Consider the following 26,749-nt stretch of genomic DNA (forward strand, 5'->3'; position numbering starts at 1 on the left):
ACAGGAGCAACAGGAGCAACGGGAGTAACAGGAGCAACAGGAGTAACCGGATCAACAGGAGTAACCGGCGCCACTGGAGATCCCGGCGCGACTGGAGCAACCGGCGCCACGGGAGTAACGGGAGCAACCGGAATAACCGGAGAAACCGGGGAAACCGGAGTAACGGGAGTAACCGGGAATACTGGAGCGACGGGAGTAACAGGCTCGACCGGAGTAACAGGCGCAACTGGGATAACGGGAGCCACGGGAGAAATCGGAGCCACCGGGATAACGGGAGCCACTGGAGTAACCGGAGCGACCGGAGTAACCGGAGCAACCGGGGATACTGGAGCGACCGGAGTAACAGGTGCTACCGGTGTAACCGGGGATACTGGAGTAACGGGAGCCACCGGGCTCACCGGCCCAACCGGAGTAACGGGAGCCACCGGAGCTACTGGACTAACCGGAGCAACCGGCGCCACGGGAGTAACGGGAGCCACTGGACTAATCGGAGAAACCGGAGTAACGGGAGTAACCGGGGATACTGGAGCGACCGGAGTAACAGGCGCAACCGGAGTAACAGGCTCGACCGGAGTAACGGGAGTAACCGGAGATACTGGAGCAACCGGGATAACGGGAGCCACGGGAGTAACCGGAGTAACCGGAGCGACCGGAATAACGGGATCAACTGGAGCAACCGGGGTAACGGGATCAACTGGAGCAACCGGGGTAACGGGAGTAACCGGAGATACTGGAGCGACTGGGGCAACGGGAGCCACTGGAGTAACCGGAGTAACAGGTGCTACCGGTGTAACCGGGGATACTGGAGTAACAGGAGCCACCGGAGTAACGGGATCAACTGGAGTAACCGGGGTAACCGGAGTAACAGGGGCCACCGGAGTAACAGGGATAACGGGAGCCACTGGAGTAACCGGAGCGACCGGAGTAACCGGAGCAACCGGAGCCACGGGGATAACCGGAGCAACTGGATTAACCGGCGTCACCGGGGTAATGGGGGCAACTGGGGCAACAGGAGCAACCGGAGTAACGGGCTCGACCGGTGTAACCGGAGCAACCGGGGTAACGGGAGTAACCGGAGATACTGGAGCCCCCGGAGTAACAGGCGCCACCGGAGTAACCGGAGCGACCGGAGTAACAGGTGCTACCGGAGTAACCGGAGTAACCGGCGCCACGGGGATAACCGGAGCAACCGGAGCAGGCGCGATCATTCCTTATGCTTCAGGTCTTCCCACTGCCGTGACGACCATTGCCGGCGGATTAATCGGAACGGTGAGCCTTGTCGGGTTCGGCAATTCTGTGACGGGCGTCAATGTCGGAGGGGGAGGTGCAATTGATCTTACCGGGGCCGGAGGGACTCTGCTGAACTTTGCTTTTTCTGCTCCGAGAAGCGGAACCATTACATCAATTGCCGCCTATTTCAGTACAACCGCAGCATTGTCGCTTGTCGGCTCGACTGTTACGATAACCGCACAATTATACAGTTCCACAGTGCCGAACAATACGTTCACGCCGATCCCCGGAGCATCCGTCACTTTAGCTCCTCCCCTCACCGGCATATTGTCAATCGGCAGCATCAGCAACGGAATCACGACAGGGCTGAACATTGCGGTAACTCCTCAAACCCGGCTGTTAATGGTATTCTCCGCCACTGCGACCGGCCTTTCGCTTATTAATACAGTGGCGGGATATGCAAGCGCGGGAGTTACGATTTCTTAAGTGAAAACGGCCAGACTGGTGCGGATCATCTAAGCTTGGAGAAGATATCACTTTTTCTTCAAGCTTTTTTGTTTTTACTTTTTGGGTAAATAAAGGCTGACGGGAATTTCCCGACAGCCGGCAGAAGTATTTACAAGCCTTCTGAAGTTAATCAGTATCTTAATGAAGACGTTTTTAGTGAGTTCGAATCATCCGTTGTGCCGGGAGTGTGGATCATCATCGAAACAGCGGTGCCCTCATCCGGGGTGCTGGTGATCGTCAATTCACTTCCGCAAAAATGCTTCAGCCGCCGATTGATATTTTTCAAGCCGACACGGCGATTAACATCAGAAGACAAAATATCTTCCTGTATGTCCGGCATGATGCCGGTTCCATTATCCTCCACTTTGATTAAATACGTGTTTTCGCCTTGTTTTTTCGCTGTCAGCTTTATCCGTCCGCCGCCTCTTTTCTTACTGATCCCGTGATGAACGGCGTTTTCCACCAATGGCTGTATCATTAAAGGCGGAAGGGGGAAGTCAATGTCCTGTTCAATATCAAAAGAGATATCAAGCCGTTTGCCGAAGCGTGTTTTTTCTATAGAAAGATATGACGTAATGATAGAAAGTTCGTTTCTGAATGAGCTGATGTCCGAAGTGTTTTGAAAATCAAAACTCATCCTTAAATAGTTTGTAAATGCAGCAGTCGTTTCCCGGGCTTTTTCAATATCCAAATGGCTGAGCGCGATGATCGTATTTAATACATTGTAAAGAAAATGAGGCTTAATTTGCGACTGAAGAAAAGCCATTTCCAAATTTGTGGCTTGGTGAGCCGTATGCTTCATCAAAATTAAATTTTTAATACGCGCGGTGAATTCAGAGTAATGATAAGGCTTTTGTAAAATGTCGTTTGCTCCGGCATGAAACGCCTTGTATTTGTCATGGCTGATAATGGCTGCCGTAACGATAAGAACCGGCAGATCGACCATGCTGAATCTTTCGCGGATGATTGTGCAGACTTCAAAACCCGTCATGTCGGGCATCATCAAGTCTAATATGACCAAGTCAAGCTTCGAGGAAGAGACAGCTTGAAGCGCCTCTTTTCCGCTTTTTACTGCGATTACGTTATAAGGAACACCTTCCAGCATATCCGTTAAAATTTTCAAACTCTCGATGTTATCGTCGACGATCAGAATCGTCGGAGCATCGATTTTTTCTGAGTGATAAGGCGTGACCAGCGAAATATCCGACATTCTCTGTCCGGGCTGTGATTTAGGAAGTTCGGTCTTTGCTTCCGGTAAAGAATCAATTTGAGCGGCGGGTAACGTAAAATGAAAGGCTGATCCTTGCGCCGCCGCTGACTCCGCCCAGATGTCCCCGTTTTGGAGCTTGACGAGCTGTTTCACAATACTTAAACCTAAACCCGTTCCATCTTCTTCCGTCCCTTCCGCTTGCTGAAAAGAATCAAAAATGGTTTCAAGATCAGCCTCAGGAATGCCGCTGCCGGTATCGGCCACCGTGATTTGAATCATTTTGTCATTCAGGCTTTCAGCAGAAAGAATAATGTTCCCCTCGGATGTGTACTTGATTGCGTTTTCAACAAGATTGGTTAAGATTTGCCGGAAACGGTTTTCATCTGCAAGCACCAAAGGGAGATCGTCCGGCACATGATTAAGAATGGCAAGTTTTTTATGTTTGGATAAAAGCCGGTAGAAGTTCATCTCACTGCATATGACGGCATGCACATCGACGGGAACCGGACGAATCTGCAGCATACCCTGCTTCATTTTTTCCAAATCAAGAATATCATTTACGAGATCAGAAAGTCTGTAGCCCATACGGATGATCAGCTGCATATTTTCTTTCTCTTCCTCTATCGTCTTCTTTTTTCTGCCGGCTACAAGGGTTTGGCATATATTAATAATGCTGTTCAGCGGCGTCTTGAATTCGTGTGAAGTTTTGGCGATAAATTCATCTTTCAGTTGGTCGATTTTGACTAATTTCCGTGAGAGGACTTCATTGTCCCGGAAAGCTCCGGCGAATTGCTGCGCCATCAGAAGAACCACCGCCAATAAAGCAATAACTGTCGGCAATGAATAGATCGAATTAAAAGAAAAAGCCGTTTTGCCGCTGTAAGCTGAAATGGTCGTAAGAATCACAAAAGCGCTCATCGAAACGGATGCGAGTGTAAGGTACGTGCTTCCTTTTATTTTTCTTATGGCGGCAATCGTAAAAATATATGTAATATAAAACAGGGTCGTAACGGCAAGCACAGAATGTAAAATGTATGAGAGGTGGTCAATGAAACTTCCGGACATAAAATCAGTGATCAAGATGACCCCGGATAAAGCGGTTAAAATGGTGATCGTCGTTTTTGAAACAATTTCTCTGTATGCGTAAAAGAGATAAAGAAAAACCGCCATGCTGACAAGCACGGTTGAGATGATACGCAAAGAATTCAGCAATGAAAATGAAATAGACGGAAAGAGGAGAAAGATAATTCGTTCTTTCCCGATCATAAGAATAATGGCTGAAAAAAGCAGACACATCACGGAAAAGAACAATAAATGTTTATCCTTTGTCCGTTGCAGAAAAAAGCCGAGAAAATATAAACCGGTAATGAAAAAAGCCGTAATCATAATGGAATCATTGAAAAAGGAAATTTGATTCTCGCGTATAATTTGTTCTTGAGTCCCAAACGTTATCGGTTTTGCGATCCCCCAGCCGGGAACTTTTCCGAAATTCGAAAAATGCAGGACAAGTTCATTGTCACCCTTGCGAAGCGTGAAAAAGCTGCTGTACGGTTTGTTCTGCGCCTTAAAATCAACTTTTTCTGAAGGAATGCCGCTCTGTCCGATTACTTTTCCATTAAGATAAAGGCGGTTTGAACTGTAGATAAAAGATGTGCTGATCCCCAAAACCTGATTGTCTTCATTTGATCGGATTGTCAGTTTGTACGTCCCGTAATCCACATCGGCCGTTTTTCCGAACAGCTTCACATTGACAGGGACATCAACGAGTACGGGATTTTTTCCTTTTGCTGAATGAAGCGCCTGCGGTGACAGCATCTGATTTGGATATAGAATCCATTTCCCGTTCAGCTGGACATTTCCATCCTTTTGAAAATCCCACTTTTCCAGATTGATCACTCCCTGTTCCGCTTGAGGGAGGGATGATCCTGAAAAATGATCCATGGCCATAAAAATCATAAAGAAGGCAGCATAGCCGCAAATAATCGAAATCGAAATGAATTTTTCTTTCACATCATTACTCCTTTATCCCATTCAGGGGCATTCTATTATCCTATTTAATGTACAAATATTGTAATCACAAACTTTATAATACAACAAGAGAAAGAAAAAGAATCCAACTATATAGGGCGTTGGACATGGTATAATTGAAATTATTTTCAGATATCTATATTGACGGGTGGGATGCGGTTTGAAAGCGTTAATTGTGGATGATGAGGAACTGGCATTGCTTCATTTTAATCGTATGCTTGAGCGGACAAACGCCTTTCAATCTATTATAACGTTTCAAGATCCGGCGGAAGTTCTGGAGCATTCGGAGCTTTCAGCAGCTGATGCGGTGTTTCTTGACATTGAAATGCCCGGGATAAACGGTATTGAGCTAGCTGAATCGATTCAGGAGCTCAATGAACATATTCAAGTTATTTTTATCACCGCTTATAATGAATTCGCGATCAAAGCGTTCGAATTAAATGCTGTCGATTATCTTTTAAAACCGGTTGACCATGCCCGGCTGCTGACAACTGTTGAGCGAATACGAATGAATAAAAAACTCAGGTCGGCAGACGAGAATACCGGGACGGATTATGTTATACAATGTTTTGGGAACCTGGACTTTTATCAATCGGTAAATGGTGTCAAAACATACATAACAGTCAAGTGGAGAACATCCAAAGCCCGTGAACTGTATGCATTTTTACTTCTTAATCAAGGGCGCACGGTCAGTAAAGACATGCTGATGGAAATGTTTTGGCCTGCTTATGATGTATCAAAAGCAAGCACCCAGCTCTACTCGACAATATATCAGATACGGAAATTAATCGTTCAGCTGCCCTTCAGCCAATCAATAGAAAATACCGATATAGGATACATTCTCCGGCTTTCCGGGGTAAAGGTTGATACAGTTGAATGGGAAAAAACATTAAAAGAGGCTCCTCCGCTCAGCGCAGCTGCACTAACCCGGCATATGGACATTGTCATGTCATATGAGAACCATTATCTCATGGAGAATGGCTATCTGTGGGCAGAGCCGGAAAAAGCGCGTCTTGCCCATCTGTGGCTCAGCAAAGCGTACGAACTGATTGGTTTTCTCATCCAAGAGAAGAACGATCATCAAGCGATGGACATTTGCCTGCAGGTCGAGAAAATAGAGCCCGGTGACGATAAAATTATACAATACAAACTGCAGTTATTTAATAAACTGGGAAAGGTAGAAGAGGCGATAAAGGAATACGAACGCTATAAACAATTGAAGGATAAAATCAATTGACGATTGAATGACCGGACCGGCTGATGCCGGTCTTTTTTTGTGCGTTATTTCTGAAATGATCCCATGTACAGAATTTGTATAGGCCGATTTCATACAATGTAGTTTGGTTCGGATAAGGAGAATCCCATGCTTACCGGCTTGTTCGAACGTAAGTCTATATAAAAGGGGAGGAATAAGACTTGGGAGTGAGGAAATTTTCGTTCAGCCCGAAAAAAAGCAAAAGGCTGAGGGCGGCATTGATTTCATGCTTCACGCTGTTTTTCATCTTCAGCCAGGTTGTCAGCTTTACTCCGATTGCAGCCGCTTCCGGATCAGAACAAAGCGAGAACGGGTTTTTTGATTCAGTTGCAGTCAAAGACGACAGACAGCAGACCGTTGACGGGTCAAAAGGGAGTGAGCCCGCTTTAGCATCGGGAGATAAAGTGACACTGACATACGAATGGTCACTAAAACACAAGGAAGATGCAAGTGACCGGAATATCACCATAAAGATTCCGGAAAGTTTTACATTAGATAACGATGCCGAAGGTGAGCTGACATCAGCTGATCGGGTGATCGGTATATATAAAGCTGAAGCAAAAAGCAGCACGCTGGAAGTGAAAGTGAACGATGCTGAAGCGGATGCCGGGAATGCCAAAGGCGTCATTACACTGTCGGCGAAGTTTACTCCCGACATAACAGATGAGACGAAAATGGCAAAAGCTCTTTTTCAACTGGATGCCGGCAAGACCCAGCAGGTGTTAATCCCTGTGAAGAAAGACGAAACAACGGTTTCTGATACGGAAAAAAACACTTCTTCAACACCTGCTGAACCTCAGGAAAAGACAGAGAAAAAGTCAGCATCTGCGGACGGCGGTGATAAAGCAGAACAGACAACGAAATCAAAACCTTCTGCTAAACGCAGTCAATCAAAAATGGTGATTACAAGCAAATCTGCCGCTAAAAGCCTTCAATCAGGCGGAAGCCGGATTACGCAAAATATTTTAACTGATGTGAAATTGACGGATGAAAAAGGAAAACCATATGACAAAAACAACCGTGCGAATACGAACTCTCCGGCAAATATCACCATTCAATGGGCGATTCCGAATGAGCTGGGGAAAACAATAAACGACGGTGATCGATATGAATTTGATCTGCCTAAAGAATTTATCATGCATAATGACATTACGAACCAGCCATTGACCAACGGCGATAGTACGTACGGAACTTTTTCCATTAATACGAGCGGCCATGTCATCATGACGTTTAACGGCGAGGTAAAAGAAGACACTAACGTCAAGGGGTCATTGTATGTAAACACCCAATTCAATCAGAAAGAAATAAAAGGATCAACCACACAAAAGATTAAGTTTCCGGTTAACTCTGATACGCCGGATGTAACGGTTTATTTTAAACCGAATGTCAATAAAACCATTGAGAAATCAGGGTCATTGGATAAAGGTATTAATCCCGGAAAGGTAACGTGGACGGTTGATCTTAATAAAAAAGAAGAAGAAGTTAAACATGCGAAATTGACTGAAAGCCTTCCGGACGAATTGACTTTCCGCTCTGTGAAAGTGTATGAACTCGATGTGAATATTGACGGTTCGGTGAGTCAGGGAAATGAGATAACTTCAGGTTATACCGTTGGCGAAAACGGTAATGTCACCTTCGCCGGGACGATCGATTCAGCCTGCCGGCTCATATATGACACGGAAATTAAAGATGAGGCAAAGCCGGGTAAAGGCGGAAAGATCACGCTGACAAACAAGGCGGCATTCAGCGGAGACAATGCGGAGCCGATTTCTGCGGAAGCTTCCGTAACAGCGGGTTACGGAAAAATGATAGAAAAATCTTCGACAGGTTATAAAGGAGAATCCCAAACGTTCAGCTGGGCTGTTATGTACAACTACGGTGAGAAAAAGATTGATCAATCCAAAGCCGGCATCAAGGATACGTTCGGATCAGACGATCTGCATCTTGTTCCCGGTTCATTGAAAGTCCTTCCGATTACATTCAGCCAGAACGGCAGCGAACAAGAGGGCGCCCCATTAAAAGAGGGTGAGGATTATACGCTGACTGATAACGGGAACGGCTTTGACATAAAATTCAAGCAAACTGTCACAGGAGCATATAAGATCATTTATCAATCTCAAGTCAACGATGGGGTCATTATTGACAGTCCTGTCAAATACACCAACACAGCAATGACAGATACAGGGGAATCAAAGGAAACTCCGGGAACCGCCATTCAGCAGAATCTGATCAAACATTATTCAAATGCAGACTATGAGAAGAAGACGGTTGATTGGACAATCACAGTTAACAAAAACGGTTACACAATGAAAGACTGGACGCTGGATGATCAATTCACCAGCGGAGGCCTGGCGCTCATTGACGATTCATTTCACATGCAAGACACGACTGATAACAAAACGCTGAAAGAAGGAACAGACTATACATTAACAAAAAAACCCGGAAATCAAGGCTTTACAATAGCATTGATCGGGGATTATGCAGAAACAAACAGTCAGTTTAAGATCACGTATACGACAAAATTCAACGCTGACTTTTCAAATGAAACGATTAAGAATACGGCGGAGTCGACATGGACGGATAAAAACGGCGGCAAACGCACAAATAAGGAATCGAGCGGCTTCACACCGAACAATCAGACGTCCCATAACGGATTCAAAAACGGCTCATACAACGCCGTTTCAAAAGAAATCACATGGAAAGTCGGCATCAATTACAATGGCGAACCTTCAAAAAATCCTTATATAAAAGATACGATCACAGATGGTCAGCAATTTTTGCATGGGTCGGTTGCTGTTAAAACGTATACCATCAGCAAAAACGGCTCCATCACTGAAGGAGAGTCGCTGGATTCTTCAAAATATGAAATAGAAGAGCCGTCAGACGGCAACAAAAATACGTTAATCGTACGTCTCAAAACTGATGACGCTTTACCATACCTGATTGAATTTAAAACGTCATTAAAAGGCCAGGTCATCAAACAGAATCAATACACAAACAAAGCAGAGTACTTTAATAATGACCATGCAGACCGAACGCTGACGGGTTCAGTTTCCATCGCAAACGGAGGAAACCTGATTTCGAAAGGCGGCAAGCAGAACGGAAACAATATCGATTGGAACATTAATGTCAATGCCAGCCAATCGACACTGGATGACGTAAAAGTCAAAGACACCCCGGATGAGAATCAAATAATAGATGAGGATTCTTTTAAAGTATATCAAGCAAAATATAATGAGAACGGCGTTATGAAAGACAGCAGCGGAAATCTTATTCCGGGTGATGTGAAGCTTGAAAAAGATAAGGACTATAAACTAGATATAAAAACTGACAATGCCACCGGTGAACAATCATTTGTCCTCACCTTTACCGGCAGCTATAAACAAATCGACCGCGCGTATGTCATACAATATCGTTCTCTCATTAATATTTCCGGCAGCAGCGGTCAGGTCAGCAACAAAGTGTCGATATCAGGGACAAATGTTGAGGAGCAGACCCAAGAGAACAACAGCTCAGTGTTTGTCGCCATTTCAAGCGGCGGCGGCTCAGGATCAGGAGAGAAGGGAAGCCTGACGATATCTAAAACAGGATCAGACGGAACATCTCTTTCAGGAGCCGGCTTTCAATTATGGTCTAAAGACGGCAAGCAGCTGCTGCGTACGGGCACAACAGACGATGCCGGTAAACTTGTGTTTGGGAATATCCGTTACGGAACCTATGTACTGAAAGAAATAAAAGCTCCGGACGGCTACACCATCAGCGACGCTTATGTAAACGGGGTCTCCGTTACGATTGACGGCAAATCCTCCGCAGCAGGAGCACTCTATAAAGTCATAAATCAAAAAAATAAGGTGACGCTTATCAAAAAAGACGAAAACAATAATCCTTTGGCCGGTGCTGTATTTAAGCTTGAGAAAAAATCAAGCGACGGCACCTATACTCTGATAAAAAATAATATTGAAAGCGATAAAAATGGGAAAGTTGAGATCAACGGTTTGCCCGCCGGATACTATCGGCTGATGGAGACGAAAGCCCCGTCAGGGTTTATCGTAAACACAAAAGCCATTCACTTCTCAATCGCAAAGAACGAAAAGAATCAAGTACCTGATGTTGAATTGGGATCAATGGTGAATTATAAAGGAAAAGCCGCTTTAACGAAGAAAGATGCAGACGGCCGGAATCTTGAAGGCGCAGTTTTCAAAATCATCGACAGTGATGGTAAAACGGTTCAGGAAGATCTGGTTTCAGAAAAGGACGGAAAAATAGAAACATCCGGCCTTGCACCCGGTCATTACGCCTTCATCGAAACGAAAGCGCCTGACGGTTATGTGTTAAATACGGAGAAAGTGGAGTTTACCATCTCAGAAACAGCGGAAGGAAAGCCGGAGTCAACTGACGCAGGAACGGCCGTCAACTATAAAGGCTCTGTCCAGCTGACGAAGGAAGATGCAGACGGCCGGAACCTAGAAGGCGCAGTTTTCAAAATCGTCGACAGTGATGGAAACACGGTTCAGGAAGATCTGGTTTCCAATAAAGACGGAAAAGTAGAAACATCCGGCCTTGCACCGGGTCATTACGCCTTCATCGAAACAAAAGCGCCCGACGGTTATGTGTTAAATACGGAGAAAAAAGAGTTTACCATCTCAGAATCGGCGGAAGGAAAGCCGAAGCCGTCTGACGCCGGCACCTTTGTCAACTATCAAGGCTCTGTCCAGCTGATCAAGAAGGATCAAGACGGAAACGTTTTAGACGGTGCAGTATTTAAAATCATTGACAGTGATGGAAAAACCGTAAGAGACGATCTGATGACAAAAGAAGGCGGCAAAATTGACGCCGGCGGTTTGGCGCCCGGAAACTATCAATTTGTTGAAACAAAAGCGCCGGATGGTTATCTGCTGTCAACAACCCCTGTGCCGTTTACGATTAAGGCTGAGAACAGCGGAAAACCGAATCAGGCTGCCCTGACTGCAGTTAACATCAAGAACAGCGTTGTTCTCACAAAATTGGATCAAGGTGACAAACGGAAAGTCCTGCAAGGTGCGAAGTTTAATCTGACAGATGCAAACGGCAAAGTACTGACAGAGGGTCTGACGACAGATGAGCACGGACAAATTATTGTACGGGGACTGAAAGCGGGCGAATATCAATTTATCGAAACAAAAGCGCCTGAACTTTACAGTTTGGATCAAACGCCAATATCATTCAAGATCACAAATACCGACATAAAACCAGTCGAAATCAGTGCGGAGAATACACTGACGCCTGGTGATGTCACACTGACAAAAGTGGATCATGACGATAAAAATAAGGTGCTGGAAGGTGCTGAATTCAAGATCACGGATTCTTCCGGACATCCGGTAAACACCGGCGGCAGCAAAGAACGGCCGGCGGTATGGAAGACGGATCAAAAGGGCCGGTTTACGGTGAAAGGATTAGCGCCCGGGCAGTATCAATTTATCGAAACAAAAGCGCCTGACGGTTATCAGCTGAACGAAAAACCAATTGAATTCACAATTGAAAAAGGACAGTCAAAAGCCGTTGAGGTCGTCGTTTCTAATAAGAAATTAAAAAATCCCGCACCTGGGAAAGACACACCGAATCATCAAACGAATCAAGGCGGGCATCACCCTGATACCAATGGTAAAACCAATCACTCGGATACAGGAAAAAACCTGCCGAAAACCGGTGATACGGACGGTATGATGCCGGTCACGGCCGGTATTCTGCTGCTATTAGCCGGCGGAGCCGCGGCTGTCGTATCAAGAAAGAAGAAAGCAAGGAATAGATAGACGTTATCGCACCTGATCATGTAAGAATCGATCAGGTGCTTTTTTAAAAAGAGAATCATTTCTCACCAAATACTCACCGCATGGCGTACAAGAAAGGAATTTTCTTCATGGTTAAAAAAATGATCATTGCCGTTCTTATTTTGTCCGGGCTGCTTCTCATTTCCTCTCCTCTCATGAAAGGCTGTTTGATCGCGTACCTCAGTAAAAGCCAAATTGAATCGGAATTGACCGCAGAACAAGCGCGGAAAAATAACATGAAAAAAGCGGACTATGATTTTGAATCCATTCATCCGCCCGGTTTCAGGGAAACAGTTCAGTCAAGTTTTAATCGCAAACCAAAACCGATAATCGGACGGATAACCATCAGCAGCATCGATTTAGACCTTCCGATTTTAAAAGGCACAACCAATGAAAACCTGCTGATCGGCGCGGCAACTATGCGTCCGGATCAGAAAATGGGCGAGGGAAACTACCCGTTGGCAGGCCACCATCTGAAGCAGGAGAACCTATTGTTCGGCCCTCTTTTACACATAAAAAAAGGCGCGAAAATCGTGATGACCGACTTTAGAAAAGACTATATTTATTCTGTAACATCAAAAACCATGATTTCAGAAATAGAAGCAAACGCAATTCAGGAGACAAAAGATAAAGAGATTACATTAATCACATGCGACAAAGCGGTAAGAACCGAAGGGCGCCTGGCCGTCAAAGGAAAATTGATTGATATTTCCGGTCATTCAAATGTATCTCGGCCATCATAGAGAAACACTTTGTCAACTGAATATACGTCCGTTGTTAAACATCCCGAGACTGGCTTCTGTCAGTCTTTTTTGCGCAGCGATTATAAAAAGTTCATCCTTCTTATCTCTCTTAAGGGAAATTATACCAGACTGCACTTTTTGAAAGAAATGACAAGAGAAAAAGATCACGAAAATTCTCAAAAATGAGAAACAAAGATTTAAAAAGTGGTATGATTTTAGGAGGAAAGGACGGCTGGTGCTGTGTTGGAAGCGAAGCGGTTTTATGTCTCTCTGCAAATGAAAATCGCCGGATTAATCACGGCATTATTAATACTTGTCATCGGAACGCTCACTGTTATATTTGCCTTTCAGCAATTAAAGGAAGGCCAGAAGCAGGCTGAACAGCTGGCGGTGCAAACGGCAAAAACCATTTCATACATGCCTCCTGTAAAAGAGGCATTCCGGCTTGCGGATCAAGAAGCTTTTACAAAGTTAGACGTCATTGAACAAATGAAAGAACAGGCAGGCGCGCACGCCGTCTACATTACTGATCAAAAAGGGCATGTTGCATTTCATTCGGCCCGCAGCAGCATTCCGAAAGAAAATCAAAATCTGCAAAACAAAACCGTCATGTTCGGCGGGTCTCCGGTTTCCGACGGAATGACGGCGGTCCGTGGAAGCGCCCCGGTTATTCTGGAGGAAAAAAATCATAACGAAGTTGTCGGAACGGTGACAGTCGAGTTTTTACAAGATGAGATAGAAAAAGATATGAAAGCGCATCTGCGGCATTTAGGCTATTTTGCATGTTTAGTGTTTCTTATCGGCATCGGGGGAGCGGCGGCGCTCGCAAAAAGCATCCGTAAAGATACACTCGGCCTTGAACCGCATGAAATTGCAGCGCTGTACCGGGAGCGCAATGCGATGCTCCTTGCGATGAAAGAAGGGATTATCGCCGTAAACAAAGAAGGCGCGGTAACCATGATGAATTTATCTGCGGCTGATATGCTGAATCTTCCGGCACCGATGATCGGAAGGCATATAAAAGAAATCATGCCGGGCGCAAATCTTATGCCGGTGTTGGCAGGGGGAGAATTACCGCCGAACGTGGAGGTCCGTGCCGGAGATAAAGTATTTATCTTAAACGTGAAAGAAATGAAGCAGACCGGACAAGTATACGGAGCGGTGATCAGCTTCCGCGAAAAAACGGAGCTCAAGAAACTCATTAACAAGCTGACTGAAATGAAAAAATACTCGGAGGATCTCCGGGCGCAAACGCATGAATTCTCGAATAAGCTTTACGCGATCCTCGGTCTGTTAGAGCTGGGAGAATATAATGAAGCCATTGAACTGATAAAAGAAGAGTACGCCATCCAGAATGAACAGCACGAAATCCTCTTTCAAAACATTCATTCACAGCGGGTTCAGGCCATACTATTAGGAAAAATGGGAAAGGCGTCTGAGAAGAAAGTGAAGCTTTCAATAGATGAAAACAGCTTTTTAGAATCGCTGCCGGAGCATGTGGGTTCATCCCAGCTCATTACGATCATCGGAAATCTTATTGATAACGCTTTCGAAGCCGTCGCCGAAAAAGAGAAAAAAGAGGTCGCCTTTTTTATGACCGATATCGGCAGGGATATCGTCATCGAAGTGGCGGATTCAGGAGACGGCGTGCCTCAGGAAAAAACAGAAACGATATTTGAAAAGGGCTACTCTTCAAAGGGGACGAGGAGAGGATACGGCTTAGCCAATCTGAAAGAAGCCGTCAGTGAATTGCAGGGATCGATAGAGATTTCGCAGCAAAAGAGCGGCGGTGCCGTATTTACGGTGTTTATACCGAAAGAAAGGTCAAAGGGGGAATCGGTGTGATTAACATCGCGATTGCAGAGGACGACTTTCGAATAGCGCAAATTCACGAAAAATTTATCGAACATCTTGATGGATTCAATGTCATCGGCAAAGCAATCAATGCCAAAGACACCATATCGCTGCTTGAGAAACGGCAGCCTGATCTGCTGCTTTTGGATATTTATATGCCTGATGAGCTGGGGACAGATCTGCTTCCCCTCATCCGCGGCCGTTTTCCTTCCGTTGATATCATCATTATTACGGCTTCTGCCGAAACAAGACTGCTGCAGGAAGCGCTTAGGTCAGGCGTTTCCCACTATGTCATAAAGCCGGTGTCGGCACATAAATTTACAGAAGTGCTTTTGCAGTACCGTGAAAAAAGAGAATGGCTGCACTCACAGCCGGAGCTGAGCCAGTCCGTTATCGACATGTTTTTCGGAAGCGGTCAGAAAGAACAAAAACAGCTCAATGATCTGCCGACCGGGATTAATTCAATTACACTTCAAAAAATCAAAAACGCGCTCAGAGCAGCCCAAAAAGGGATGACGGCTGAAGAACTGGGCGAAAAAATGGGCGCCTCCAGAACAACGGCGCGGCGCTACGCCGAGTTTCTCGTTTCTCAGGAAGAAGCGCTCGCTGAATTAGAGTACGGCATTATCGGCAGGCCGGAACGGAAATATTATTTAGCACATGAATAAGGGATGGGAGAAATGAAGCGGTTGGGAGTGCTTCTTGTCATGCTGGCGGCGCTGGTTTCTTTTGACGGACGGCAGATGGCGGGCATCCGTTCAGCTGAAGGGCCGGTTGAAATTGTCGTCCCGGCGGCGCCTCAAGGGGGCTGGGACGTAACGGCAAAAGCGTTGCAATCGGTAATAGAGCGGAAGCAAATATTAGGCCGGCCCGTAAAGATCGTCTATAAACCCGGCGGAGGCGGAGACAGCGGCTGGAAATATGTAAACGAACGAAAAACGGATGTCATCAGTATGAATTCAAGCCTGCTGTTAAGCAATGAAATTTTGGGACAAAGCCGGCTGAAGGCAGCTGATTTTACGCCTTTGGCCATTATCGCAAAAGAGTGGCAGACCGTCGCTCTTCCGAAGGATTCAAAGATAAAAAGCGGAAAGCGGCTGCTCGGCGATATTAAAGCACATCCGGGCGGCATAAAAATCGGATTTGCGCCCGGCCTCGGAAATGATGACCAGCTCTCCTTTGCGAGAGCGGCGGAAATGGCCGGAATTTCTCCGTTTGATATCCGCTTTTTTCAATACGGGAGCAGCAATGAAGTCATTGAAGCTCTTATCAGCCACGAGATAGACGCCGCCTCAATGACCATTTCAGAAGCGAGAGACGCCTATCGGAAAGGGAAAATCACATTGGCGGCCGTTACGTCGGACAAAAGGCTCTCCGGCTTCAGCGATGTGCCGACATGGAAAGAGCAGGGGGTGCCGTTTGTCTTTGCGCACTGGAGAGGCATCATGGGGCCGAAAGACATGACCGAAGGCGAGATCGCCTATTGGGATCAGGCTTTGAAACAGATTACCTCATCCGCGGAGTGGAAGCAAATGCTGAAAAAACGGGATTGGGAGAGCTTTTATAAAAACAGCAGCGGCGCAAAACGCTTTTTAGAAGAGCAGACCGAGTTTTATAAAGAGATGATGAGCAGCGAAAAATAAGCCTTCCGCATATTTGCGGGAGGCTTTTTATTTATAAATGAACAAAATGAACGAAAAGGTTATAAAAAATTAAAAATCTTTAAAATCCAAAATATTTACTTCAATATCCAATTCTCATAAGATAGCAAAAAGGCGGATAAAGGGGATCGGGCCTTTAAAATGTAAGCGTATTCATGATAAGGGGGACATACTGTGTTAGCAATCTTAGGCTTTCTTATGATGCTTGTTTTTATGGTGCTGATTATGACAAAACGGCTTTCAGTGTTAACGGCGCTCGTATTAACGCCGATCGTGTTTGCGCTGTTTGCCGGGTTTTCTTTTAACCGGGTCGGCGAGATGATGATCTCCGGTATTGAACAGGTGGCGCCGATCGCAGTCATGATTATGTTTGCGATTCTTTATTTCGGCATTATGATTGATACCGGTTTATTTGATCCGATGGTGTCGCGTATTTTAAAGCTGGTTAAAGGCGATCCGCTCAAAATTGTAGTCGGAACAGCCGTTTTGACCATGCTTGTCGCACTGGACGGAGACGGCTCGACGACGTATATGATTACGACAAGCGCAATGCTGCCTTTGTATATCATGCTCGGAATCCGTCCGATTATTTTAGCGGGAATCGCCGGTGTCGGCATGGGTATCATGAACACGATACCATGGGGCGGCGCGACGCCGCGTGCGGCGAGTGCGCTCGGCGTTGACCCGGCAGAGCTGACGGGGCCGATGCTGCCTGTCATTGCGAGCGGAATGGTGTGTATGATTGTGGTCGCTTATGTACTCGGAAGGATGGAAAGGAAACGGCTCGGGGTGATCGAATTAAAGCAGCCGTCCCATACAAATGAAACGGCTGCGGCTGCGGAAGATGAATGGAAGCGGCCGAAACTGTGGTGGTTCAATTTAATGTTAACGCTTTCTTTAGTGGGATTTTTAGTGTCAGGAAAAGTGAATTTAACCGTGCTGTTCATCATTGCGTTTTGTATTGCGCTGATTGTCAACTATCCGAAGCTTAACGATCAAAGGGAGCGTATTTCAGCCCATTCGAGCAATGTGCTTGCGATCGGTTCGATGATTTTTGCCGCAGGCGTGTTTACCGGAATTTTAACGGGGACGAAGATGGTTGATGAGATGGCCATTTCCCTCGTATCGCTTATTCCGGAACAGATGGGGGGGTTTATTCCGGCGATTGTTGCCTTAACGAGCGGTATCTTTACGTTTCTGATGCCTAATGACGCCTATTTTTACGGCGTGCTGCCCATTTTATCCGAGACCGCCGTGGCGTACGGTGTAGATAAGGTGGAAATCGCCCGCGCTTCGATTATCGGCCAGCCGATTCATATGTTAAGCCCGCTCGTGCCGTCGACGCATTTATTAGTCGGGCTTGCCGGGGTCACCATTGATGAACACCAGAAATTTGCGATGAAATGGGCGGTTCTAGCCGTTATCGTCATGACGGCCTTTGCGCTCATCATCGGCGCAATCACGATTTTTTAACATAAAACACCCGGTTCGTCGCACACTAAAGGCATTAGAGGAGGTGCCATGATGAGTGATCCGTTTATGCCGCTTTTTTCAGTGAGAAGCGGTGCCGGTTTTAAAGCGGCGGACGGCGTTTACGGACTGACCGTGCAGATTGCGAATGTTTATTTTATCGAAAATCCCTCAGCTCCGCGGGAAATCATTCTGGTTGACGCGGGAATGCCGCAATCGGCGGAGATGATAACAGAAGAAATGAAACGCCGGTTCAAAGAGGGGTATCAGCTGAAGGCGGTCATTTTGACACACGGTCATTTTGATCATGTCGGTGCGATTGAAGAGCTGCTTGAGCTTTGGAATGTGCCGGTTTACATTCATGAAAAGGAGCTCCCGTACGTCACGGGGAAAGCGGATTATCCGCCTGCCAGGCCCGATGCGAAAAAAGGGCTTGTCGCAAAGCTGTCACCGCTGTTTCCGCGCCATACGATCCGTATTCCGTCCGTTCAGGCACTGCCTTCAGACGGTACCGTTCCGTTTCTTGAAGAATGGAAATGGGTGCATACGCCCGGCCACACACCCGGCCATATTTCATTATTCCGGGATAAAGACCGTGTTCTGCTTGCCGGTGATGCCGTGATCACTGTTGAACAGGAATCGCTTGCGGACGTTGTCATTCAAAAGCAAGAGCTTCACGGGCCGCCCGCCTATTTTACAGCGGATACACAGACGGCGGCCGCATCCGTTCAGAAACTGGCCGAACTGGAGCCGGAAGCGCTTTTGACGGGTCACGGAATTCCGATGACGGGAAAAAACTACCGTGAGGATTTGCTTACACTGGCTGAAAAATTGCATTCCGTTTTGTAAAACACCTGCGAAAATCACAGGTGTTTTTTTTGCAGTTTCCAGTATGATACAAAAAAACCATTGTGTTCACTCCTAAAAACGATACAATGGGAAACAGATGTAAATTGAAGGAGAGAGTTTTTTGAAACATACGGAAATACTTTGGGATGAGGCGAAGGATTTTATTGATGTCTGCTATCAGGAACTCGGAATGGAATCGCAAATCAACGCGCGTCTACACGCGATAAAAGATGAGATAGAGCGGACGGGAAGTTACGTCCATACGGCGGAAGAACTTGAACACGGGGCGAAAATGGCGTGGCGCAACAGCAACCGCTGTATCGGGCGTCTGTTCTGGCAATCGCTGAACGTCATTGACCGGCGCGGTGTGAACACGAAAGAAGAGGTGCGCGACGCATTATTTGAACATATTGAAATCGCCACGAACGGCGGAAAAATTAAACCGACAATTACGATTTTCCCTCCTGAGAAGAATGGGGAGAAACAAGTGGAGATCTGGAATCACCAGCTCATCCGCTATGCGGGATATGAGACTGAAAAAGGAAGAGTCGGTGATCCGGCATCATATGAGCTGACGGCTGTCTGCGAAAAACTCGGCTGGCGCGGGAAGCGGACCGATTTTGATATTCTGCCGCTGCTTTTCCGGATGAAAGGGGACGGGCAGCCGGTCTGGTATGACCTGCCTCAGACGCTCGTGAAAGAAGTGCCGATCACCCATCCGGATATTGAAGAGTTTGCCGATTTAAATCTCAGATGGTACGGGGTTCCGATTATCGCCGATATGAGGCTTGAAATCGGCGGACTGTCGTACAACGCGGCGCCTTTTAACGGATGGTATATGGGAACCGAAATCGGCGCAAGGAACCTTGCTGACGAAAAACGGTATGATATGCTCAAAAAAGCCGCTGCGGTCATGGGGATTTCCGCCAGCCTGAATACCGACCTGTGGAAAGATCAGGTGCTGGTGGAACTGAATAAGGCAGTGCTCTATTCATACAAAAAACACGGTGTCAGCATAGTCGATCACCATACGGCGGCGAATCAATTTAAACGCTTTGAAGAACAGGAACAAGACGCGGGCAGAAAGCTGACGGGCGACTGGACCTGGCTGATTCCGCCGATCTCGCCGGCTTCCACCCACATTTTCCATAAATCATATGACAATACGATTGTGAAGCCGAATTATTATTATCAGGACAAGCCTTATCAGTAACTGATGGTAAAAGTGCGGTACCCTTTCAGCCGGTGTGATTCTTCGATGGTTACGCCTGTGACATTTGAGAAGGGGCTGCCTTTTCTGACCGCTTCGGCAAATTGTTTTAACGACTCTTCAGGACCTTCGGCAAGGATCTCCACCCGGCCGTCATCACGGTTTTTTACCCAGCCGGCTATCTTATGTCTGTCGGCTTCAATCTGGACGAAGTAGCGAAAACCTACGCCCTGAACCCGGCCGTCTGCAATCATATGATATTGAAGCATGGAAAAACCACCTTTTTCTTACTATGATAAAGGAAAGATATGAGATTTCGCAAAGGATGTGAACGAGGTGACGCAAGACTATTCTGTCTTATCTATCAATCTCGGAAAGCCCGCAATTCATGAATTTGCCGGCCGACAAATCAATTCCGGCATCATAAAGCGGCCCGCTGATTCTCCCGTCATGCTGTATAAAACCCATTTTGACGGGGACGGGCAGGCTGATCTGAAGAATCACGGAGGCCCCGATAAAGCGGTGTGCGTGTATCCCGCCGAGCATTATTCATATTGGGAAACAACGCTCGCAAGAAAACCTCCCGCCGCTGCGTTCGGAGAGAATGTAACGGTCAAAGGACTGGCCGAACAAGACGTGTGGATCGGAGACGTCTTTCAGCTGGGGGAAGCCGTCGTTCAAGTAAGCCAGCCGCGCCAGCCCTGCGTCAAACTCGCGCTCAAATATGGCATCAAAGATATGGTGCTCCGTGTACAGCAGACGGGATTTACCGGCTTTTATTTCAGGGTGCTTGAAGAAGGATATGTCGATCCGCGTCCCGTCCTCAAGCGTCTGTCGAGAGGCAAAGAAAGCATTTCCGTCTGGTATGCGAATGAAGTGAAATATCGTGATTCCGGCAATCTGTCAGCGATTGAAGAAATACTGCGGGAAGAAGCGCTGTCAGAAAGCTGGAGGGAGTCCTTCCTTAAAAAAAGGGACAGGCTCAGGAATGTATAGAAAAAAAGCCGTGCTGCACTGACAGCACGGCTGATTTACGTTATGCTTGTTTTTTTGTTTCCAGCAGATTGGCAAGGAAGTACTTTTTGAAGCTTTGAAGCTTTCTTCCTTCATAGTGGGTAATTCCTTTTTTCTTTAACTCTTCTACATACCAGCCTTTACTGCCATAATGCATGTCAGAAAACTCCTTTCTCCGTTCTCCCGCTGGGGAGGTTTCTTCAGTTTTTGCCAAACTTTTGGCATTGTAACATCTATAAAAAGACGCTGAAAAGGGATAAAGCAAAAACTGAGACTTTCGATTCAGAGATGTAAAGCTTTCTTACATATATATGTAAAGGGCGGTCTTTTCATGCTTAATGGCCGGTTAATTTTAACAGCACCGTTCCGAGTGTCATGATTCCGAAAACGACGCCGAAATAAATCAGCATCCCCTTCTTTTTCTTCACCCCGTAAACGGTGAGAATGATGCTTTCAATAAAGAAAATAAACCCGAAGATAATAAACCACATGTTGAAAAATGGCTCCTTTCACAGACATATGTCCAGTGTAGCACAACTCTTATAACGGGGCATAAAAAAGCCGGGCACTGTATCAGTGTCCGGCAAGTTTGACGAGAAGCTGGGCCAAATGCTGTTTTTCATTGTCATCCGCAATGTCCCACAGTTCTTGTAAGAGTTTTTCTTCCGCATTGCGGGGCTCCTCGTGTTTGGCGAGATAGTCCCCGAGGATGGCGGCGCTTTTAATGATTTTGCTGTCATCCAGACCCAGTTTTTTTCCGGCGGAAATTTTCTGATGAAGGTACGCCTTAAATTCCTCGAAATCCTCTAAAATCTGCTGTTTCGTTACGCCGTGCATGGCGTGTATTTCGTTTTCGATTTTGATTTTTTCTTTATCTTTTTTCATGCGTCTCCCTCCTTCGGGTTAGTTGTTGTATACCTGTTTGGAAGGGAGATGAAACATTACAATGCAGTTAAAATAATCGGTTTGTCTTTTGTGATCACGATGGTGTGTTCCACTTGGGCGACAAGGCTTTTATCCGGCGTTTTATACGTCCAGCCGTCTCCCGTTTCAACAATCGTTTCCGCTTTCGTGGAAATAAACGGCTCAAGCGCGATCACGGTTCCGTTTTTAAGAAGCGCGTTATCAAACGGATCGTAGTAATTCATGATGTGGTTCGGCGCTTCATGGAGGTTTCTGCCGATTCCGTGGCCCGTCAGCGTTTTAATGACGGTAAATCCGTTGGAGCGGGCTTCATGGTAGACGGCTCTGCCGATCTGATTTTGGCGTTTGCCGGCTTTTGCCTGATCCAATCCTTTCTGAAATGCGGATGCTGCGCAGTTACAAAGCTTTTGCAGACGTTCATCGCCTTCTCCGAGCACAAATGAAATGCCCGTATCTGAATAAAAACCGCCGAACTCCGCCGAAATATCGATATTTACAAGATCTCCGGCTTTTAAGATTTTAGAGGCGCTCGGAATGCCGTGAGCGACTTCGTCATTTACGCTGATGCATGTCACGCCCGGGAAATCGTATTCCTTCTCCGGAGCGGAAGCGGCTCCGTGCTCGTCAAGCACCGCCTTTCCGATCAGGTCAAGATCTTTCGTGCTCATGCCGGGCTCGGCTTTTTTCTTCATTTCTTCACGCGCCAGCGCGACGATTCTGCCGATTTTTTTCAGGCCTTCTAATTCTTGATCGTTCGTTACAATCATTGTCATTCCCGCTTTCTATTTTTAATCATCTGATTCAAGCTTACCACAACTGGTTTATAAATAGAAAACCAACAAGCCTTATGTGAATAAATGAAGGAAAATTGGTATAGATCACTAGATAACTTATGTGGTATATTTAAGAAAAAAGAAGGGGGATGGGTAAAATGCTTCAATTTTTGCAAAAACTCGGAAAATCATTTATGCTTCCGATTGCCGTTCTGCCCGCCGTTGGTATTATTTTGGCCATCGGCAGAGAGGACTTATTAAATATTCCGTTCATTTACGCGGCGGGGACCGCGGTATTTGATCATCTGCCGCTCATTTTCGCGATCGGAATCGCGATCGGGATTTCCAAAGACAGCAACGGGGCCGCCGCTCTGTCGGGAGCAATTTCTTATATCATGCTGGACGCGGCTGTAAAATCAATCAATTCGACAAATAATATGGCCGTTTTCGGAGGGATTATCGCGGGGTTAATTGCGGGATACACGTATAATCGCTTTAAGGATACGAAGCTGCCCGAATATCTCGGGTTTTTCAGCGGGCGCAGGCTCGTTCCGATTGTAACGGCGCTGATTACCATTATTTTGGCGGGGATCTTCGGATTTGTGTGGCCGCCGATTCAGTCGGTGATTACGTCCTTCGGGGAATGGATGATCGGGCTTGGCGGGATCGGCGCCGGGATTTACGGGATTTTTAACCGGCTTTTGATTCCATTCGGTCTTCATCATGTGCTGAATAATATTTTTTGGTTCCAGTTTGGCGATTTTCACGGAAAAACGGGAGATCTGGCCCGCTTCTTTGCGAAGGATCCGACGGCGGGAACTTATATGACGGGATTCTTCCCGATTATGATGTTCGGGCTTCCGGCCGCATGTCTGGCAATGATTGCCGCGGCTAAGCCAAGTAAGCGCAAAGCGACGGCCGGAATGATGATCGGTCTCGCGCTGACGGCATTTATTACCGGAATTACAGAGCCGATTGAATTTGCATTTATGTTTTTATCACCGCTTTTGTACGGGGTTCATGCTATATTAACCGGGTTCTCTTTATTTATCGTAAATGTTCTCGGAATCAGGTCAGGTTTTTCATTCTCGGCGGGGGCGATCGATTATCTCCTCAGCTACGGCATTGCCGAAAAACCGCTTTTGCTGCTCGTTGTCGGGCTTTGTTATGCGGTGATCTATTTTGTCGTATTCTATATGCTCATCAAAACGTTAAACTTGAAAACGCCGGGACGGGAAGATGATGAGGAAGAGGAAGAAGTGCTTAGTGAAGATACGACCGGTTCCGTCGAAGAACATGCCATGCTCAAGGGGCTCGGCGGCAGGCAAAACCTCGAAACGATTGATCACTGTGCGACCCGCCTCAGGCTGACCGTGCAGGATACGTCTCTCATTAATGAGGCGGCGCTTAAAAAAGCGGGAGCAAAAGGGGTTATCAAAACGGGGAATAAAACGGCGCAGGTCATTATCGGGCCGAACGTCGAATTTGTCGCGGAAGAGCTGAGAGAGGCCGTCAGCCGTGATGACCAGAAGCAGACTTGAAAAATCCGGATCACCTATGTGATCCGGATTTTTTTTGAACATATATCAAGTTTCACATAATGTACAAAAAACAATGTTTTCTTCTATGTTAAGATTCATGTAGAACAAGTATGGAGATGATGTAAGGTGACATGGATTGCAGTTGTTTCAATTGTTGTCATAAGCCTGATTAAGATTTTGCTGACATGCCTTCCTACCGGAGCGGTGGAATGGATTCTCCGCAAGTTTGAAACCCATTCAAAGCTCAGTGACGCGTCCGCTGCCGTTTCCCTCGGCGGAAAACGTCTGGAAGGCGAAGACAAACGCCGGGTGATTGATGATTTTAACGATGCCGTGTTTATCGAACGGCATTATATATACCCAGGGGATGAAGAGCGTTATCTTCATCCGCAAAACGGAGCCGATCCGCTTGTCATTAAGACGAGAAAAGGAAAAAAAGATGTGACGGTGTTTGTATACAGCTACGAAGATCATGTAGATGTCGTCAAACAGCAGAAAAAGAAAGTCGTCGCTTATTCAGTTCTTTCCGACAGCCTGCAAAAGCGCTCTATGGCCGCTGCCGGGAGCTGAACATAAAAAAGCCAGATCATTGATATGATCTGGCTTTTGTTTATTCTTTTTGATCATCTGCTGAGGAATCTTCACGCTTCGTATAATCGAATTGTGAAGGGTCCACTTTCTTAAAGCCTTTCGGCTGATAGAAACGAAGCAGATCGCCGTTGATGATCTTATCAGACATTTCAAGCTCAGTCTTGACGAGAGAGTCTTCTTTTTTGTCGACTTCTGAATCATCTAAAAGTCTTCCGGTTTTCGTATCGTAATACTTGCCGGACACTTTCGTATAGTTCGGTGAGATGAAGTCTCCGTTACGGAACGGAATGACTTCTCTGTGCTCTTTCGATAAGATATCTGAACCTGACATGAGATAATCTTTCGTATCGACGCCGAGCAGGTGAAGAACGGTCGGCGCAACATCGACTTCACCGGCAAATTTATGATTGCGGCCGCCTTTCACGCCGGGAGCGTGGATAAAGAGCGGCACCCGCTGAAGCTGGGCATTGTCGTATTCAGTGATCTCATCTTTGCCGAGCACTTTCGCCATCGCTTTATTATGGTTTTCGGAGATGCCGTAGTGGTCTCCGTACATCACGATAATCGACTTATCGTACAGGCCGTCTTTTTTCAGGTCATTAAAGAACTGTTCGATTGATTCATCCAGATAGTTCGCGGACTGGAAGTAGTTATTGACGACTGAATCGCCAAAGTCTCCCGCCGGGAAGTCCGTGTCTTCTTTATCCATTCCGAACGGGAAGTGGTTGGACAGCGTAATGAACTTCGTATAGAACGGCTGCGGCAGGCTCTTTAAGAGCGGCATGGATTCTTTGAAATACGGTTTATCTTTCATGCCGTAGTTTTTCGTGTTTTCTTCGCTCATGTCATAATAAGCGGAATCGAAAAACTTATCGATGCCTTCCGCTTTGTACATTTCGTTACGGTTCCAGAAAGTCTGCGTATTTCCGTGGAAAGCGGCAGATGTGTACTTTTTGCCTTTTAGGATCGCAGGAACGGACTGCAGCGTGTTTTGCGCTTTATTGACGAAAACCGAACCTTGCGAAAGCGGGTACAGAGAGTTCTCCATCATAAATTCCGCATCAGATGTTTTACCTTGTCCCGTTTGGTGGAAAAAGTTATCAAAGTAGAATGTTTGATTATCGTGCGCCAGTTTGTTTAAAAACGGCGTCACTTCCTTGCCGTTAATTTTATAGTCAATGATAAAGGATTGCAGAGACTCTAATGAGACGTAGATGACGTTTTTTCCTTCGGCTTTTCCGAAGTAGACGTTGTTCGGCACGTCATAGTTGGCCTTCATATAGTTTTCCACATCCGTTACATCGCTTGAATCGGCAAGCGCGCGCTGGCTGTTTGATTTCACATTCTGCACGGCATCGTAAATCGTAAAGTTGTACGTGCCCAAGTATTTCACCAGATAGTTTCGGTCAAATGAGCGTGTCAAAAGCTCAGGACGATCGGATTCCGCGACGGCGAGGTTGATCAGGAACACAAGCACGGCGGAAGCCAAAACGATTCTGAATGATTTCTTCGCCGGTTTTTCAGCCGGTTTTTTCATCTTAAGGGCCAAAATAATCAAAATGACGGTATCCAGGAAGTAGAAGGCGTCTGTCCATCTCATTAACGAGAACGCGCTGTCTCCGAGCTGGCCGCCGTTTGTCTTTGCCTGCATCATGACCGGGATGGTAATGAAATCATTAAAGAATCTATAATAGACGATGTTTGCAAAAAGCAAAAAAGACAATAAAAAATGAATCACAATAATGGCTGTCTGCTGTAATTTTTTCTTGAAAAGAAGCCCAAATCCAAGAAAGAACAAGCTGGAGCTCAGCGGATTCACAAAAAGCAATATTTTCTGGATCGTGTTGTCTATGCCGAGGTTAAAGTTTAAAATATAAGCGACATATGTTTTCACCCACAATAACACGACCGCTATCAAGAAGAAGGCAAGTCCTCTTTCTTTTATAAATGTTTTCATTGTTACACTCCTTTTTTCCGATCACGGTTTACACGGAACGATAGAAAAAACGAACGTAATCAATATACCATGAAACCAGCAAATAGAAAAGGTGGAAAAGGCTCATCGGAAAAAGGGCGAAAAAC

Annotated in this window: 20 protein-coding genes and 1 pseudogene; 13 read left to right on the plus strand and 8 right to left on the minus strand. The window is 46.2% G+C overall.

Features of this window, described 5'->3' with window-relative positions; all coding sequences use genetic code 11:
* Positions 1–1,716 (plus strand): exosporium glycoprotein BclB-related protein (locus AR442_RS03420; protein ID WP_275575599.1); only part of this gene is annotated, 1,716 nt, incomplete at its 5' end.
* Positions 1,717–1,867: 151 nt separating this feature from the next.
* Here the strand turns inward: AR442_RS03420 and AR442_RS20830 are convergent.
* Both AR442_RS20830 and AR442_RS20835 read right to left on the minus strand, forming a co-directional pair.
* On the minus strand, positions 1,868–2,947 hold the full coding sequence (locus AR442_RS20830; RefSeq protein ID WP_254912363.1) for a sensor histidine kinase: 1,080 nt from the start codon (positions 2,945–2,947) through the stop codon (positions 1,868–1,870).
* Between the two features lie 72 nt (positions 2,948–3,019).
* A pseudogene (locus AR442_RS20835) lies at positions 3,020–4,903 on the minus strand (sensor histidine kinase); the annotation flags it as partial.
* Between the two features lie 232 nt (positions 4,904–5,135).
* On the opposite strand from AR442_RS20835, the gene AR442_RS03430 reads away from it, so the two are divergent.
* The 9 genes from AR442_RS03430 (at position 5,136) to nosA (ending at position 19,827) form a co-directional block, all read left to right on the plus strand.
* Positions 5,136–6,212, plus strand: a complete 1,077-nt coding sequence (locus tag AR442_RS03430; RefSeq protein ID WP_022552745.1) for a response regulator — start codon at positions 5,136–5,138, stop codon at positions 6,210–6,212.
* Between the two features lie 179 nt (positions 6,213–6,391).
* Positions 6,392–12,019, plus strand: coding sequence for a SpaA isopeptide-forming pilin-related protein (locus AR442_RS03435; protein ID WP_053285229.1), 5,628 nt, complete (start codon positions 6,392–6,394; stop codon positions 12,017–12,019).
* Between the two features lie 107 nt (positions 12,020–12,126).
* On the plus strand, positions 12,127–12,780 hold the full coding sequence (locus AR442_RS20600) for a class A sortase (RefSeq protein WP_021493886.1): 654 nt from the start codon (positions 12,127–12,129) through the stop codon (positions 12,778–12,780).
* A 240-nt stretch (positions 12,781–13,020) separates the two neighbouring features.
* Positions 13,021–14,625, plus strand: a complete 1,605-nt coding sequence (locus AR442_RS03445) for a sensor histidine kinase (RefSeq protein WP_014417172.1) — start codon at positions 13,021–13,023, stop codon at positions 14,623–14,625.
* A complete protein-coding gene (locus tag AR442_RS03450) occupies positions 14,622–15,302 on the plus strand; it encodes a response regulator (protein ID WP_007408483.1) in 681 nt (226 codons plus the stop codon). The genes AR442_RS03445 and AR442_RS03450 overlap by 4 nt, the downstream gene beginning before the upstream one ends.
* A gap of 12 nt (positions 15,303–15,314) precedes the next feature.
* Positions 15,315–16,277, plus strand: a complete 963-nt coding sequence (locus AR442_RS03455) for a tripartite tricarboxylate transporter substrate binding protein (protein ID WP_012117061.1) — start codon at positions 15,315–15,317, stop codon at positions 16,275–16,277.
* A gap of 192 nt (positions 16,278–16,469) precedes the next feature.
* Positions 16,470–17,768 (plus strand): Mg(2+)/citrate complex secondary transporter CitM, encoded by a 1,299-nt coding sequence (citM, locus tag AR442_RS03460; protein ID WP_014417175.1) that lies wholly within the window; start codon positions 16,470–16,472, stop codon positions 17,766–17,768.
* Positions 17,769–17,819: 51 nt separating this feature from the next.
* Entirely contained in the window at positions 17,820–18,614 is a 795-nt protein-coding gene (locus AR442_RS03465) for an MBL fold metallo-hydrolase (protein ID WP_014417176.1), read from the plus strand.
* Positions 18,615–18,735: 121 nt separating this feature from the next.
* Positions 18,736–19,827, plus strand: coding sequence for a nitric oxide synthase (gene nosA / locus AR442_RS03470; protein ID WP_029974070.1), 1,092 nt, complete (start codon positions 18,736–18,738; stop codon positions 19,825–19,827).
* Here nosA and AR442_RS03475 read toward each other — a convergent pair.
* On the minus strand, positions 19,821–20,093 hold the full coding sequence (locus AR442_RS03475) for an acylphosphatase (protein ID WP_053285228.1): 273 nt from the start codon (positions 20,091–20,093) through the stop codon (positions 19,821–19,823). The two genes, nosA and AR442_RS03475, sit on opposite strands and share 7 nt — an antisense overlap.
* Before the next feature lie 67 nt (positions 20,094–20,160).
* Here AR442_RS03475 and AR442_RS03480 point away from each other — a divergent pair, with 67 nt between their 5' ends.
* On the plus strand, positions 20,161–20,820 hold the full coding sequence (locus AR442_RS03480; RefSeq protein WP_053285227.1) for an MOSC domain-containing protein: 660 nt from the start codon (positions 20,161–20,163) through the stop codon (positions 20,818–20,820).
* A 40-nt stretch (positions 20,821–20,860) separates the two neighbouring features.
* On the opposite strand, the gene AR442_RS19760 is transcribed toward AR442_RS03480, so the two are convergent.
* From AR442_RS19760 to map, 4 genes are all read right to left on the minus strand, one after another.
* On the minus strand, positions 20,861–20,995 hold the full coding sequence (locus AR442_RS19760) for a YflJ family protein (RefSeq protein WP_003155609.1): 135 nt from the start codon (positions 20,993–20,995) through the stop codon (positions 20,861–20,863).
* A 178-nt stretch (positions 20,996–21,173) separates the two neighbouring features.
* Entirely contained in the window at positions 21,174–21,329 is a 156-nt protein-coding gene (locus AR442_RS20260) for a hypothetical protein (protein WP_003155608.1), read from the minus strand.
* Positions 21,330–21,411: 82 nt separating this feature from the next.
* Complete coding sequence (locus AR442_RS03485) at positions 21,412–21,723, minus strand: DUF3243 domain-containing protein (RefSeq protein ID WP_003155607.1); 312 nt, start codon at positions 21,721–21,723, stop codon at positions 21,412–21,414.
* Between the two features lie 56 nt (positions 21,724–21,779).
* Positions 21,780–22,529 carry a type I methionyl aminopeptidase gene (gene map, locus AR442_RS03490; RefSeq protein WP_014417181.1) on the minus strand — a complete coding sequence of 250 codons (750 nt, stop codon included), beginning with the start codon at positions 22,527–22,529 and terminating at the stop codon, positions 21,780–21,782.
* 164 nt (positions 22,530–22,693) lie between these two features.
* Between map and nagE the strand changes: the two genes are divergently transcribed.
* Positions 22,694–24,076 (plus strand): N-acetylglucosamine-specific PTS transporter subunit IIBC, encoded by a 1,383-nt coding sequence (gene nagE / locus AR442_RS03495; RefSeq protein WP_053285226.1) that lies wholly within the window; start codon positions 22,694–22,696, stop codon positions 24,074–24,076.
* Positions 24,077–24,202: 126 nt separating this feature from the next.
* A complete protein-coding gene (locus AR442_RS03500) occupies positions 24,203–24,646 on the plus strand; it encodes a YfmQ family protein (RefSeq protein WP_017419101.1) in 444 nt (147 codons plus the stop codon).
* A gap of 40 nt (positions 24,647–24,686) precedes the next feature.
* Here AR442_RS03500 and ltaS read toward each other — a convergent pair whose 3' ends face one another.
* Complete coding sequence (ltaS, locus tag AR442_RS03505) at positions 24,687–26,624, minus strand: lipoteichoic acid synthase (RefSeq protein WP_017419102.1); 1,938 nt, start codon at positions 26,622–26,624, stop codon at positions 24,687–24,689.
* Positions 26,625–26,749 lie beyond the last annotated feature (125 nt).

The organism is Bacillus velezensis (genome assembly GCF_001461825.1).
Lineage (GTDB): Bacteria > Bacillota > Bacilli > Bacillales > Bacillaceae > Bacillus > Bacillus velezensis.